At 54.5% G+C, this 13,166-nt stretch carries 13 protein-coding genes and 1 pseudogene; 9 read left to right on the forward strand and 5 right to left on the reverse strand.

Annotation, left to right across the window (positions count from 1 at the left end; translation table 11 throughout):
• Positions 1-155: 155 nt before the first annotated feature.
• The 5 genes from pnp to mtr all read left to right on the forward strand — a co-directional run bounded on the left by pnp (position 156) and on the right by mtr (position 6,791).
• Complete coding sequence (gene pnp, locus OGV75_RS02750; protein ID WP_008785911.1) at positions 156-2,288, forward strand: polyribonucleotide nucleotidyltransferase; 2,133 nt, start codon at positions 156-158, stop codon at positions 2,286-2,288.
• A gap of 109 nt (positions 2,289-2,397) precedes the next feature.
• A complete protein-coding gene (gene nlpI, locus OGV75_RS02755) occupies positions 2,398-3,282 on the forward strand; it encodes a lipoprotein NlpI (RefSeq protein WP_286480325.1) in 885 nt (294 codons plus the stop codon).
• A 106-nt stretch (positions 3,283-3,388) separates the two neighbouring features.
• Positions 3,389-3,469: a protein YrbN gene (gene yrbN / locus OGV75_RS02760; protein WP_010723222.1), complete on the forward strand. Its 81-nt coding sequence runs from the start codon at positions 3,389-3,391 to the stop codon at positions 3,467-3,469.
• Positions 3,462-5,393: a DEAD/DEAH family ATP-dependent RNA helicase gene (locus OGV75_RS02765; protein ID WP_016157565.1), complete on the forward strand. Its 1,932-nt coding sequence runs from the start codon at positions 3,462-3,464 to the stop codon at positions 5,391-5,393. The genes yrbN and OGV75_RS02765 overlap by 8 nt, the downstream gene beginning before the upstream one ends.
• A gap of 153 nt (positions 5,394-5,546) precedes the next feature.
• Positions 5,547-6,791: a tryptophan permease gene (gene mtr, locus OGV75_RS02770; protein WP_016154664.1), complete on the forward strand. Its 1,245-nt coding sequence runs from the start codon at positions 5,547-5,549 to the stop codon at positions 6,789-6,791.
• A gap of 89 nt (positions 6,792-6,880) precedes the next feature.
• On the opposite strand, the gene OGV75_RS02775 is transcribed toward mtr, so the two are convergent.
• The 3 genes from OGV75_RS02775 to ubiU form a co-directional block, all read right to left on the reverse strand.
• Positions 6,881-7,888 (reverse strand): luciferase-like monooxygenase, encoded by a 1,008-nt coding sequence (locus tag OGV75_RS02775; protein WP_016154663.1) that lies wholly within the window; start codon positions 7,886-7,888, stop codon positions 6,881-6,883.
• Positions 7,889-7,968: 80 nt separating this feature from the next.
• Positions 7,969-8,847 (reverse strand): U32 family peptidase, encoded by an 879-nt coding sequence (locus OGV75_RS02780; protein ID WP_019077776.1) that lies wholly within the window; start codon positions 8,845-8,847, stop codon positions 7,969-7,971.
• An 8-nt stretch (positions 8,848-8,855) separates the two neighbouring features.
• Positions 8,856-9,851: a ubiquinone anaerobic biosynthesis protein UbiU gene (ubiU, locus tag OGV75_RS02785; protein WP_016154661.1), complete on the reverse strand. Its 996-nt coding sequence runs from the start codon at positions 9,849-9,851 to the stop codon at positions 8,856-8,858.
• A gap of 219 nt (positions 9,852-10,070) precedes the next feature.
• Between ubiU and ubiT the strand changes: the two genes are divergently transcribed.
• Both ubiT and OGV75_RS02795 read left to right on the forward strand, forming a co-directional pair.
• Complete coding sequence (ubiT, locus tag OGV75_RS02790; protein ID WP_016154660.1) at positions 10,071-10,595, forward strand: ubiquinone anaerobic biosynthesis accessory factor UbiT; 525 nt, start codon at positions 10,071-10,073, stop codon at positions 10,593-10,595.
• Positions 10,589-11,092 carry a GNAT family N-acetyltransferase gene (locus tag OGV75_RS02795; protein ID WP_016154659.1) on the forward strand — a complete coding sequence of 168 codons (504 nt, stop codon included), beginning with the start codon at positions 10,589-10,591 and terminating at the stop codon, positions 11,090-11,092. Before ubiT ends, OGV75_RS02795 begins: the two co-directional genes overlap by 7 nt.
• On the opposite strand, the pseudogene OGV75_RS02800 reads toward OGV75_RS02795, so the two are convergent.
• Positions 11,079-11,388, reverse strand: a pseudogene (locus OGV75_RS02800) (GIY-YIG nuclease family protein). The gene OGV75_RS02795 and the pseudogene OGV75_RS02800 overlap by 14 nt on opposite strands.
• 43 nt (positions 11,389-11,431) lie before the next feature.
• Here OGV75_RS02800 and OGV75_RS02805 point away from each other — a divergent pair.
• Both OGV75_RS02805 and OGV75_RS02810 read left to right on the forward strand, forming a co-directional pair.
• Positions 11,432-11,860, forward strand: coding sequence for a YhbP family protein (locus OGV75_RS02805; protein ID WP_137367091.1), 429 nt, complete (start codon positions 11,432-11,434; stop codon positions 11,858-11,860).
• A gap of 37 nt (positions 11,861-11,897) precedes the next feature.
• Positions 11,898-12,533 (forward strand): NAD(P)H-binding protein, encoded by a 636-nt coding sequence (locus OGV75_RS02810; RefSeq protein WP_016154656.1) that lies wholly within the window; start codon positions 11,898-11,900, stop codon positions 12,531-12,533.
• Positions 12,534-12,583: 50 nt separating this feature from the next.
• Here the strand turns inward: OGV75_RS02810 and dolP are convergent, their stop codons facing one another.
• Positions 12,584-13,159, reverse strand: coding sequence for a division/outer membrane stress-associated lipid-binding lipoprotein (gene dolP / locus OGV75_RS02815; protein WP_003024954.1), 576 nt, complete (start codon positions 13,157-13,159; stop codon positions 12,584-12,586).
• Between the last annotated feature and the right edge of the window lie 7 nt (positions 13,160-13,166).

The raw sequence follows: 13,166 nt of genomic DNA on the forward strand, positions 1-13,166 counted from the left end.
GAATGATCTTCCGTTGCAGAGGTTCGCGCGGCTAATGAGAGGCTTTACTCATGCTTATGGGTTAGGGTTGTCATTAGTCGCGAGGATGCGCAGAAGATCGGGTATTAACGATGGCGCAAAAATGTGTCGTCAAAAAATAGAGAAAGGATATTAATTTGCTTAATCCGATCGTTCGTAAATTCCAGTACGGTCAGCATACCGTTACGCTGGAAACCGGCATGATGGCGCGTCAGGCGACTGCCGCTGTTATGGTTAGCATGGATGACACTGCGGTATTCGTTACCGTTGTTGGCCAGAAAAAAGCGAAACCAGGCCAGGACTTTTTCCCACTGACCGTTAACTATCAGGAGCGTACCTACGCTGCTGGCCGTATCCCGGGTAGCTTCTTCCGTCGTGAAGGCCGTCCGAGTGAAGGCGAAACTCTGATCGCGCGTCTGATTGACCGCCCGGTTCGCCCGCTGTTCCCGGAAGGCTTCGTTAACGAAGTTCAGGTTATCGCGACCGTTGTTTCCGTTAACCCGCAGGTTAACCCGGATATCGTGGCAATGATTGGTGCATCTGCTGCGCTGACTCTGTCTGGTATCCCGTTCAACGGCCCGATCGGTGCTGCACGTGTTGGTTACATCAATGACCAGTACGTACTGAACCCGACTCAGGACGAACTGAAAGAAAGCAAGCTGGACCTGGTTGTTGCTGGTACTGAAGCTGCCGTACTGATGGTTGAATCCGAAGCTGAACTGCTGAGCGAAGACCAGATGCTGGGCGCTGTAGTATTCGGCCACGAACAGCAGCAGGTTGTTATTCAGGCTATCAACGAGCTGGCGAAAGAAGCTGGCAAACCGCGTTGGGACTGGCAGCCAGAAGCCGTCAACGAAGCGCTGAACGCACGCGTTGCCGCACTGGCAGAAGCTCGTCTGAGCGATGCTTACCGTATCACTGACAAACAAGAGCGTTACGCTCAGGTTGACGTGATCAAATCTGAAACCATCGCGACTCTGGTGGCTGAAGACGAAACCCTGGACGCTAACGAACTGGGTGAAATCCTGCACGCTATCGAGAAAAATGTTGTTCGTAGCCGCGTACTGGCAGGCGAGCCGCGTATCGATGGTCGTGAAAAAGATATGATCCGTGGTCTGGACGTGCGTACTGGCGTTCTGCCGCGTACCCACGGTTCCGCACTGTTCACCCGTGGTGAAACTCAGGCGCTGGTTACTGCGACCCTGGGCACCACTCGTGATGCGCAGAACCTTGACGAGCTGATGGGCGAGCGTACTGACAACTTCCTGTTCCACTACAACTTCCCTCCGTACTGCGTAGGTGAAACCGGTATGGTCGGTTCTCCGAAGCGTCGTGAGATTGGTCACGGTCGTCTGGCGAAGCGTGGCGTACTGGCAGTGATGCCGGAACTGGATAAATTCCCGTACACCGTACGTGTGGTTTCTGAAATCACCGAATCTAACGGTTCTTCTTCCATGGCTTCCGTATGTGGTGCTTCTCTGGCGCTGATGGACGCAGGCGTGCCGATCAAAGCTGCCGTTGCGGGTATCGCGATGGGTCTGGTGAAAGAAGGCGACAACTTTGTTGTTCTGTCTGACATCCTGGGCGACGAAGACCACCTGGGCGATATGGACTTCAAAGTGGCGGGTTCCCGCGACGGTATCTCTGCACTGCAGATGGATATCAAAATTGAAGGTATCACCAAAGAGATCATGCAGGTTGCTCTGAACCAGGCTAAAGGTGCGCGTCTGCACATCCTGGGTGTGATGGAACAAGCGATCAACGCACCGCGTGGTGACATTTCTCAGTTCGCTCCGCGTATCCACACCATCAAGATCAGCCCGGACAAGATCAAAGACGTTATCGGTAAAGGCGGTTCTGTTATCCGTGCTCTGACCGAAGAAACCGGCACCACCATTGAAATTGAAGATGATGGTACTGTGAAGATTGCTGCGACCGACGGCGAGAAAGCGAAATATGCTATCCGTCGTATCGAAGAGATCACCGCAGAGATCGAAGTAGGCCGTATCTACAATGGTAAAGTGACCCGTATCGTTGACTTTGGCGCATTCGTTGCCATTGGTGGCGGGAAAGAAGGTCTGGTACACATCTCTCAGATCGCTGACAAACGCGTTGAGAAAGTGACCGATTACCTGCAGATGGGCCAGGAAGTACCGGTCAAAGTTCTGGAAGTAGATCGCCAGGGCCGTGTACGTCTGAGCATTAAAGAAGCAACTGAGCAGTCTCAGCCTGCAGGCGAACCGGAAGCTCCGGCAAGCCAGGGCGAGTAAGGTTGCCATTGCCCTCCGTGAAAGCGGAGGGCTTTTAACCCGGCAGGACGCCTTGTTAGCAACCGGGGAACCTGGACGTTCATTCAATCGTTGTCTTCGGGAGTGGGAAATGAAGCCTTTTTTGCGCTGGTGTTTCGTTGCGACAGCACTCACGCTGGCTGGATGCAGTAATTCCGCCTGGCGTAAGAGTGAAGTCCTCGCAGTACCATTGCAACCGACTTTGCAGCAGGAAGTGATTCTGGCACGTATGGAACAAATTCTTGCCAGTCGGGCTTTAACCGATGACGAACGCGCACAGCTTTTATATGAGCGCGGAGTGTTGTATGATAGTCTCGGTCTGAGGGCACTGGCGCGAAATGATTTTTCACAAGCGCTGGCAATCCAACCAGATATGCCTGAAGTATTCAATTACTTAGGTATATATTTAACGCAGGCAGGCAATTTTGATGCTGCCTATGAAGCGTTTGATTCTGTACTTGAGCTTGATCCAACTTACAACTACGCGCACTTAAATCGCGGTATCGCATTGTATTACGGCGGTCGCGACAAGTTAGCGCAAGATGATCTGCTAGCGTTTTATCAAGACGATCCCAATGATCCTTTCCGTAGTCTGTGGCTTTATCTCGCCGAGCAGAAGCTCGATGAGAAGCAGGCTAAAGAAGCGTTAAAGCAACGCTTTGAGAAATCGGATAAAGAGCAATGGGGATGGAACATTGTCGAGTTCTACCTGGGCAACATTAGCGAAGCAACGCTGATGGAACGCCTAAAGGCGGACGCAACGGATAACACCTCGCTCGCTGAGCATCTCAGTGAAACCAACTTCTATTTAGGTAAGTACTACCTAAGTCTGGGGGATTTGGACAACGCTACGGCATTGTTCAAACTGGCGGTGGCTAACAACGTTCATAACTTTGTTGAGCACCGATACGCATTGTTGGAATTATCGCTCCTGGGCCAGGACCAAGATGACCTGGCAGAATCGGACCAGCAATAGCTGACGTACACATCAGCCCGTAATCTTTTTTGATTGCCATCACCTTCACGGGTGAGGGCGTTGTTGTTCGTTAATACACCTACTTTGAGCCGGTTCACACTTTTCAATGAAAATTGCAGATCAATTTCATGATGAGTTATGTAGACTGGCCGCCATTAATTTTGAGGCACACGTACTACATGGCTGAATTCGAAACCACTTTTGCAGATCTGGGCCTGAAGGCTCCTATCCTTGAAGCCCTTACCGATCTGGGTTACGAAAAACCATCTCCAATCCAGGCAGAGTGCATTCCGCATCTGCTGGGCGGCCGCGATGTTCTGGGTATGGCCCAGACGGGTAGCGGCAAAACTGCAGCGTTCTCTTTACCGCTGCTCAACAATCTTGATCCTGAGCTGAAGGCACCTCAGATTCTGGTGCTGGCACCGACCCGCGAACTGGCGGTTCAGGTTGCAGAAGCCATGACGGATTTCTCTAAACACATGCGCGGCGTGAACGTGGTTGCCCTGTACGGCGGCCAGCGTTATGACGTGCAATTACGTGCCCTGCGTCAGGGACCACAGATCGTTGTCGGTACGCCGGGCCGTCTGCTGGATCACCTGAAGCGCGGTACTCTGGACCTCTCCAAACTGAGCGGTCTGGTACTGGACGAAGCTGATGAAATGCTGCGTATGGGCTTCATCGAAGACGTTGAAACCATCATGGCGCAGATCCCGGAAGGTCATCAGACCGCTCTGTTCTCCGCGACTATGCCGGAAGCGATTCGTCGTATTACCCGCCGCTTTATGAAAGAGCCGCAGGAAGTACGCATTCAGTCCAGCGTAACTACCCGTCCTGACATCAGCCAGAGCTACTGGACCGTCTGGGGCATGCGTAAAAATGAAGCGCTGGTGCGTTTCCTGGAAGCAGAAGACTTTGATGCGGCGATTATCTTCGTTCGTACCAAAAATGCGACCCTGGAAGTGGCAGAAGCGCTGGAGCGTAGCGGTTATAGCAGCGCTGCACTGAACGGCGACATGAACCAGTCCCTGCGTGAGCAGACTCTGGAGCGTCTGAAAGATGGCCGTCTGGATATTCTGATTGCTACCGACGTTGCGGCCCGTGGCCTGGACGTTGAGCGTATCAGCCTGGTTGTTAACTACGACATCCCGATGGATTCCGAATCTTACGTTCACCGTATCGGCCGTACCGGTCGTGCGGGCCGTGCGGGTCGTGCGCTGCTGTTCGTTGAGAACCGTGAGCGTCGTCTGCTGCGTAACATCGAACGCACCATGAAGCTGACTATTCCGGAAGTAGAACTGCCGAACGCAGACCTGCTGGGCAAACGCCGTCTGGAAAAATTCGCCGCTAAAGTACAGCAGCAGCTGGAAAGCAGCGATCTGGATCAGTACCGTGCTCTGCTGGCGAAAATGCAGCCGGAAGAAGAACTGGATATCGAAACGCTGGCAGCCGCACTGCTGAAAATGGCTCAGGGCGAACGTCCGCTGATCCTGCCGCCAGATGCGCCGATGCGTCCGAAACGCGAATTTCGCGACCGTGACGATCGTGGTCCGCGTGACCGCAACGATCGTGGCCCGCGTGGTGACCGTAATGACCGTGGTGGTGAAGACCGTCCGCGTCGTGAACGTCGTGACGTTGGCGATATGCAGCTGTACCGCATTGAAGTGGGCCGTGATGACGGTGTTGAAGTCCGTCATATCGTTGGTGCGATTGCTAACGAAGGCGATATCAGCAGCCGTTACATCGGTAACATCAAGCTGTTTGCTTCCCACTCAACCATCGAGCTGCCGAAAGGTATGCCGGGCGACGTGCTGCAGCACTTTACCCGTACTCGCATCCTGAACAAGCCGATGAACATGCAGCTGGTTGGCGATGCAGTTCCGCACACCGGTGGTGAGCGTCGTGGCGGTGGCCGTTTCAGCGGTGAGCGTCGTGAAGGTGGTCGTGGCGAAGGTCGTGGTTTCAGCGGTGAGCGTCGTGAAGGCGGTCGTAGCGAAGGTCGTCGTTTCAGCGGCGAACGTCGTGAAGGCAACCGCGGTCCGCGTCGTGACGATTCTTCTGCTCCGCGTCGTGATGATTCCGCTGGTCGTCGTCGTTTCGGTGGTGATGCGTAATCCATGCGAAATTACGGTTTAATACCGTAAAGTAAAATATACAGCCCCGATCTCAACAATCGGGGCTTTTTTTATTTCATTTGTACTCGTGTACTGGTACAGTGCAGCACATTGAAATGTAGTCACAATATAAATGACTGGAGAGATGGCTAAATGGCAACACTAACCACCACCCAAACGTCACCTTCGCTGCTTGGCGGCGTGGTGATCATCGGCGGCACCATTATTGGCGCAGGGATGTTTTCTCTGCCAGTGGTCATGTCCGGGGCGTGGTTCTTCTGGTCAATGGCAGCGCTGATCTTCACCTGGTTTTGCATGCTGCACTCTGGGCTGATGATCCTGGAAGCTAACCTCAATTACCGCATTGGTTCCAGCTTTGACACCATCACGAAAGATCTGCTGGGCAAAGGCTGGAACGTTGTGAACGGCATCTCGATTGCTTTCGTTCTCTATATCCTTACCTATGCGTATATCTCGGCGAGTGGTTCGATCCTGCATCACACCTTCTCGGAGATGTCGCTGAACGTTCCGGCGCGTGCGGCGGGTCTTGGTTTTGCGCTGCTGGTGGCGTTCGTGGTGTGGTTAAGCACCAAAGCGGTTAGCCGCATGACGGCGATTGTGCTGGGCGCGAAGGTGATTACTTTTTTCCTGACCTTCGGCAGTCTGCTGGGGCATGTTACGCCTACGACGCTGTTTAACGTGGCGCAGAGCAACGCTTCGTATACGCCGTACCTGCTGATGACGTTACCGTTCTGCCTGGCCTCATTCGGCTATCACGGCAACGTCCCGAGCCTGATGAAGTATTACGGCAAAGATCCGAAGACCATCGTTAAGTGCCTGGTGTACGGCACGCTGCTGGCGCTGGTGCTGTATACCGTATGGTTGCTGGGGACGATGGGTAACATCCCGCGTCCGGAATTTATCGGTATTGCGCAGCAGGGCGGTAACATTGATGTGCTGGTACAGGCGCTGAGCGGCGTGCTGAACAGCCGCAGTCTGGATCTGCTGCTGGTGGTGTTCTCCAACTTTGCGGTGGCGAGTTCATTCCTCGGCGTCACGCTCGGTCTGTTTGACTATTTGGCGGATCTGTTTGGTTTTGATGACTCGGCAATGGGACGTTTTAAAACGGCATTGCTGACGTTTGTCCCGCCGATTGTCGGTGGCCTGCTGTGGCCGAACGGTTTCCTGTACGCCATTGGCTATGCAGGGCTTGCCGCGACCATCTGGGCCGCCATTGTTCCGGCGCTGCTGGCCCGTAAATCTCGCGAACGTTTCGGCAGCCCGAAATTCCGTGTCTGGGGCGGCAAGCCGATGATTGCGCTGATCCTGGTATTCGGTATCGGCAACGCGGTTATCCATATTCTGTCGAGCGTGAATTTGTTGCCTGTGTACCAGTAACCTTTTAGTGCCGGATGGCGGTTGCGCCTTATCCGGCCTATACGGTCTCGTAAGCCCGGTAAGCGAAGCGCCACCGGGCAAAACAACGATTACCCCACCAACTCTTCTTTCACCTGCATCGCCAGGTCAAACGAATGTAGACGTGCCTGATGATCAAAAATCTGGCCGTTAACCATAATTTCATCGGCCTGGGTTTCACGCAAAATGGCGTCGAGACCGTGTCGCACTTTCGCCTTATCACCAACCAGCGACATGCTCAGAGCCTGTTGTACGCCGTACTGCTCGGAAGCGGACCACAGCTGATGCATATTCTCTACCGGTGGCGGTAGCTGGCCGGTTTCGCCACGACGCAGTTTCACAAACGCCTGCTGCATTGAGGTGAAAAGAAATTCGGCATCGCGGTTGCTGTCGGCGGCAATGATGTTGATGCACACCATCGCATACGGCTTTGCCAGCCGTGCTGAGGGCTTGAACTGGGTGCGATACAGATGCAGCGCCTGATGCAACATATCCGGAGCAAAGTGCGAGGCGAAGGCAAATGGCAGGCCGAGCTGGGCTGCCAGCTGTGCGCTGTACAGGCTGGAGCCTAATAACCAGACCGGGATCTGCTCGCCGTAGCCGGGAACCGGGCGTACATGAGGATTTGGATCGCGGGCGTCGAACCAGTCCACCAGTTCAGCTACGTCGCGCGGGAAGTTATCGATATCACCACTCATATGGCGGCGCAACGCGCGCATGGTCGGTTGGTCGCTACCCGGCGCGCGGCCAAGCCCGAGATCGATTCGTCCCGGATACAGCGTATTCAGGGTACCGAACTGCTCGGCGATCACCAGCGGCGAATGGTTGGGCAGCATAACGCCGCCAGAACCAAGATGCAGCGTGGTGGTATTGGCCGCCAGATAGCCAATCAGCACAGAGGTCGCCGCGCTGGCGATGCCGGTCATATTGTGATGTTCTGCCAGCCAGTAGCGGTGGTAGCCGCGCTTTTCGGCCAGTCGAGCGAGATCAAGCGAGTGTGTGAAGGCCTCTTTTGCCGAAGATCCTTCAGGGATCGGCGCCAGATCCAGCACCGAGAACGGAATAGTTTTGTCAGTCATAACGGCTCACTTTGTTACCGGTTAATCTTTTAATACTGCATTAAAGATTAGCGAATGTTGTTAACAAAGTGAGCTATTAATCACGGCTGTAGTTCAAGACCTGCCAGCCGTTTCCAGTAGCCGTTGCAGTCGCTGTGGGCAGCAAGCGGCAATGGGGCAGTGCCATTTTCATTGGCGCGGAAGGCATCGAGCATGGCGAACGTGTCGCTGCCTGAAGGGGACAGACGCACAATATCAACCAGACCCTGCATCGATGTCAGCTCGTTGCCGAGGTTGTAAACATAGCCGCTCATGGTCTGGATGCCGTTGAGGACAAAGACCTGCTGATTCTCCTGCGACAGCACATCGCGCCCATTCGGGTATTTGATGCAGCAGGTTTCACACTCGTCTTTTGGACGGTCTTCAGAGCGTGCGGTAAAGCAGCGGGCAGAGTACGCCAGCGGCAGATGCCCGTAGCTCAGTACCTCAACTTCAAACTGATTGCGAATACCCAGCTCTTCACACTGGTTAAGCAGATTGACCAGCCAGTCACGGGACAGTTCTACCGGCATACACCAGCGCACCATGCCCTGCCTGAGCAGCAAACGCAGGGTTACCGCGTTGTAGCAGTTGAGCGCATGCCCGGCGACAAACGGCAGCTTACGCTCGGCACACATGTTTACCACGCCGAGATCGCTGGCTTCCAGCAGGAAGTCGCCGTTTTCGACATAGCGCTTCAGTTCTCCCAGCTCAGAGGAGGCCTGCACCAGCGCCAGCGTTGACAGCACCACCTGTTTACCGCTGCCAGCGAGCGATTTCGCCATATCGATCCAGTCGCCTACTTTGGTGGCGCGGCGTTTACTGCACACCGCTTCGCCAAGATAGATAACGTCGGCCTGGCTGGTGGCGGCCTGCTGATAAAAATCTTCCAGCGTTTCTTTCGGCCAGTACCACAGCACCGGCCCTAAGGAATATTTCATTGCTTCTCTCACTGCCATTTACGGTGATACGCGCCAAGCGTGGTCTGCGTGCCTTCGGACATTGAACCGAGCGTTTCCATCCACGCGGCCTGTGGGGCGTAGTTTTGCGGGTCGGCCATACAGCGGTCGATCGCCTGGCGCCACACTTTCGCCACCTGGCTGACGTAGGCCGGGCTACGCTGACGCCCTTCGATTTTCACCGAGGCAATATTGGCCGCCAGCAGTTCTGGCAGCAGCTCCAGCGTATTCAGGCTGGTGGGTTCTTCCAGCGCATGATAGCGCTCGCCATCAACCAGATAGCGGCCTTTACACAGCGTCGGATAACCGGCGTTTTCTCCGTCCTGATAACGGTCGATCAGCACTTCATTAAGACGGGATTCCAGCCCTTGTTGGGTCTGCTGCCAGCGAACAAAACGGGCAGGGGAGCAGGCGCCAACCGTATTAGGAGACTCGCCCGTCAGATAGGATGAAAGATAGCAGCGGCCTTCCGCCATAATGCACAGACTGCCAAAGGCGAACACTTCCAGAGGAACTGGCGTGACGCGAGCGAGCTGCTTCACCTGGTGAATAGACAGTACGCGCGGCAGTACCACGCGGGCGACATCAAAGTTGCGATGATAGAAATTAATCGCCTCTTCATTGGTTGCAGATGCCTGAACAGAGACATGACGCTCAATATGCGGGTAGCGCTCTGCGGCATACTCAAGCATGGCGAGGTCGGCGAGGATCAGCGCATCCGCACCCAGTTGCGCCGCCATATCTACGGCACGTTGCCAGCGCGCGTAACCATCCGGATGCGCAAAGGTGTTAATCGCGATGTGCAGCTTACGGCGGTGCTGATGGACAAAACTCACCGCTTCCTGCAATTTTTTCTCGGTAAAATTAAGGCCGGCGAAATGACGGGCGTTGGTATCATCTTTCAGCCCGATGTAGACCGCATCAGCGCCGTTCTCGATGGCCGCCTTAAGCGCCGGGAGGTTTCCGGCAGGGCAGAGCAGCTCCATAATTTATCCTGAACGTTGCGCCGTAAAGGGCGCAGAAATGTTAACGAAGAGGGATTTTAGTTAACCTTGCTGAGACAATTTTTGATTTGAGGCAGTTAAAGTCGTATTGGTGATACCAATAAGAGGTAACAATTTCGTAGCGAATTGTTGATTTATGCCGCTATGTCGTTTATTTGATATGGCAAAATAGCAGGATAATTGAAACAGGGAGTAAAGCTCGTGTTGGATAAACTGCGTTCACGCTTAGTACATTTTGGTCCTTCTCTGATGAGTGTACCGGTTAAACTGACGCCCTTTGCGCTGAAGCGCCAGGTTCTGGAGCAGGTCCTGAGCTGGCAGTTTAGTCAGGCGCTGGCCGATGGGGAGCTGGAGTTTCTCGACGGTCGCTGGCTGAGCATTCATGTGCGTGACATTGGCCTTAAATGGTATACCTCTGTTGAGAACGATAAACTTATCGTCAGCCAGAATGCAGAGGCGGATGTGAGTTTTAGCGCGGATGCCAGCGATCTCCTGATGATCGCGGCGCGTAAGCAGGATCCGGATACGCTGTTCTTCCAGCGTCGCCTGGTGATTGAAGGTGATACAGAATTAGGGCTGTATGTAAAAAATCTGATGGACGCCATCGAACTGGATCAGATGCCTAAAGCGTTGCGCGTCATGCTGATGCAGTTGGCGGATTTTGTTGAGGCGGGGATGAAAACGTCGCCAGAAACCAAACAGACTTCGGTAGGTGAGCCATGCTGATTCGAGTTGAAATTCCCATTGATGCCCCAGGTATTGATGCATTGCTGCGTCGTTCATTTGAGAGCGATGCGGAAGCGAAATTAGTGCACGACCTGCGTGAAGACGGTTTCATAACGCTGGGTCTGGTTGCTACCGATGACGAAGGTCAGGTAGTGGGTTACGTCGCGTTCAGCCCTGTCGATGTCCAGGGCGAAGACCTGCAATGGGTCGGCATGGCGCCACTCGCGGTGGATGAAAACTACCGTGGGCAGGGCCTGGCGCGTCAGTTGGTCTATGAAGGACTCGATTCCCTGAACGAGTTTGGTTACGCCGCGGTGGTTACGCTGGGCGATCCGGCGCTGTACAGCCGCTTTGGTTTTGAGCTGGCTGCCCATCATGACCTGCGTTGCCGCTGGCCGGGTACCGAAAGCGCGTTCCAGGTTCATCGCCTGGCGGAAGATGCGCTGGAGGGTGTGACGGGCCTTGTGGAATACCACGACTACTTCAATCGTTTTTAAGCGCCGGGGGTTTGCAGGCTGCTCAGTAGTGCCTCAAGCCCTTCGCCTTCAACAAGGCGCTCTTTCTGCCGCTTTGTAAGCTGTTTGACGCGATATTCTAAGCGCAGGGCCAGCGAACGGTCGCCGACCTGAGCCGCAAATGCCAACGTGAGTTCCCCCTTTCCGCGCAGCGCCTTCGCGCCTTTCCCTCTTTGATGCTGCTTATAGCGGCGCTGCACATCGGTGGTTATTCCGGTGTATAAGGCGTTGTCCGCAGTACGGATCAGGTACAGATACCAGGGTGTCATTGTCACCATCGACGTGATAATTTTCAGGCCTACAGTATAAAAGAGAACAGAAATGGAAACACTGACTGCGGTGACCCGCTGGCTGGCAAAGCAGCACGTCGTGACCTGGTGTGTACATCATGACGGTGAATTATGGTGCGCCAATGCGTTTTACCTGTTTGATGCGCAGAAGATGGTGTTCTATGTGCTGACCGAAGAAAAAACGCGCCATGCGCAGATGTCCGGGCCGCGCGCGCCGATTGCCGGCACGGTAAATGGTCAGCCCAAAACGGTCGCCCTGATTCGTGGCGTACAGTTTAAAGGGGAAATCCGGCGTCTTGAAGGGCAGGAGGGTGAAGCCGCGCGTAACGCCTACAACCGCCGTTTCCCGGTCGCGAGAAGGCTGCCAGCGCCCGTGTGGGAGATTCGACTGGATGAAGTCAAATTCACGGACAACACGCTGGGCTTTGGCAAAAAAATGCACTGGCAACGTGATCTATAGTTAATAGAGTGATTAAAGAGTCAGGGGAAGATTAGCGATGAGTCAGGTATTAATAACAGGCGCAACGGGGCTGGTAGGCGGAAATTTGCTGCGTATGCTGCTCAATGAACCCCGGGTCAATGCCATCACGGCGCCGACGCGTCGACCGCTGGCTGATACGGCTGGCGTCTATAATCCCTATGATCCGCAGCTAACCGATGCGCTGGCGCAGGTCACCGATCCGGTAGATATTGTCTTTTGTTGTCTGGGAACCACCCGGCGTGAAGCGGGTAGCAAAGAAGCGTTTATCCATGCTGACTATACGCTGGTGGTGGACACGGCCCTGACGGGGCGTCGATTGGGCGCTCAGCATATGCTGGTGGTCAGTTCGATGGGTGCCAATGCCAATTCACCGTTTTTTTATAACCGGGTGAAAGGGGAAATGGAGCAGGCGCTGATCGCGCAAAATTGGCCGCGGCTGACGATTGTTCGGCCTTCAATGTTACTCGGAGAACGGGATAAACAGCGGGCGAATGAGAGGTTTTTAGCGCCGTTATTTCGGCTGCTGCCGGGGAACTGGAAGTCGATTGAGGCGCGTGATGTAGCCCGGGCTATGCTGGCGGAGGCACTGGCGCCTGGACATGAGGGCGTTTCGATCCTGACCTCTTCCGAACTGCGCGAAAGAGCCAAATAAAATGCCGGAGAGGACGCTCTGGCGTCGCCATCCGGCATTTGTAGCTTGTCTTACTTAATAAACGTAAAAGCCGTAGTGACGCGTTTCACGCCGCTTACCCGGCTGGCGATGTCTGCCGCAGCCTTCGCTTCACGTTCAGTTACCAGACCCAACAGGAACACTTCCCCGTTTTCGGTGGTGACTTTCACGTTAGAGGATTTCACCTGATCGCTGGTCAGCAACTGGGAACGTACTTTAGTGGTTATCCAGGTATCGTTAGACGCATCGCCCAGGCCGATTGGCTGACCCTGACGGATCTCGTTAAAGACCTCAGTGGTACCTTCTACGCCCATCGCAATCTGTTTTGCCCGCGCAGACAGTTCGCTATTTGGCGACTGACCGACCAGCAGCACTTTACCCTGATACGCGCTCACGTTGATACGCGCCTCTTTCTTGATCTGGGCATCTTTCGACAACGCGGTATTGACGCGTAATTCCAGGGTTCCGTCATCTACCTGGGTGCCTACACTGCGAGGATCCGTCGCGGCTTTGGTGCCGACAGCAGCAGTTCCGACAACGGCGGCAGCGACACAGCCTTGCAGTAGCAGGGCAGCGATAATCACAGCAAGCGGCGAAAATGCCTTCATGTGTACT

It is taken from the genome of Citrobacter sp. Cb028, assembly GCF_030336705.1.
GTDB lineage: Bacteria > Pseudomonadota > Gammaproteobacteria > Enterobacterales > Enterobacteriaceae > Citrobacter > Citrobacter braakii.

What these genes read in the sequence shown, in the direction of transcription:
- yrbN (WP_010723222.1), top strand. Translation starts at nt 3,389, where the DNA reads ATGAAAATTGCAGATCAATTTCATGATGAGTTATGTAGACTGGCCGCC.
- OGV75_RS02805 (WP_137367091.1), top strand. Translation starts at nt 11,432, where the DNA reads ATGGAAACACTGACTGCGGTGACCCGCTGGCTGGCAAAGCAGCACGTC.
- OGV75_RS02795 (WP_016154659.1), top strand. Translation starts at nt 10,589, where the DNA reads ATGCTGATTCGAGTTGAAATTCCCATTGATGCCCCAGGTATTGATGCA.
- OGV75_RS02765 (WP_016157565.1), top strand. Translation starts at nt 3,462, where the DNA reads ATGGCTGAATTCGAAACCACTTTTGCAGATCTGGGCCTGAAGGCTCCT.
- mtr (WP_016154664.1), top strand. Translation starts at nt 5,547, where the DNA reads ATGGCAACACTAACCACCACCCAAACGTCACCTTCGCTGCTTGGCGGC.
- OGV75_RS02780 (WP_019077776.1), bottom strand. Translation starts at nt 8,847, where the DNA reads ATGAAATATTCCTTAGGGCCGGTGCTGTGGTACTGGCCGAAAGAAACG.
- dolP (WP_003024954.1), bottom strand. Translation starts at nt 13,159, where the DNA reads ATGAAGGCATTTTCGCCGCTTGCTGTGATTATCGCTGCCCTGCTACTG.
- ubiU (WP_016154661.1), bottom strand. Translation starts at nt 9,851, where the DNA reads ATGGAGCTGCTCTGCCCTGCCGGAAACCTCCCGGCGCTTAAGGCGGCC.
- OGV75_RS02810 (WP_016154656.1), top strand. Translation starts at nt 11,898, where the DNA reads ATGAGTCAGGTATTAATAACAGGCGCAACGGGGCTGGTAGGCGGAAAT.
- nlpI (WP_286480325.1), top strand. Translation starts at nt 2,398, where the DNA reads ATGAAGCCTTTTTTGCGCTGGTGTTTCGTTGCGACAGCACTCACGCTG.
- OGV75_RS02775 (WP_016154663.1), bottom strand. Translation starts at nt 7,888, where the DNA reads ATGACTGACAAAACTATTCCGTTCTCGGTGCTGGATCTGGCGCCGATC.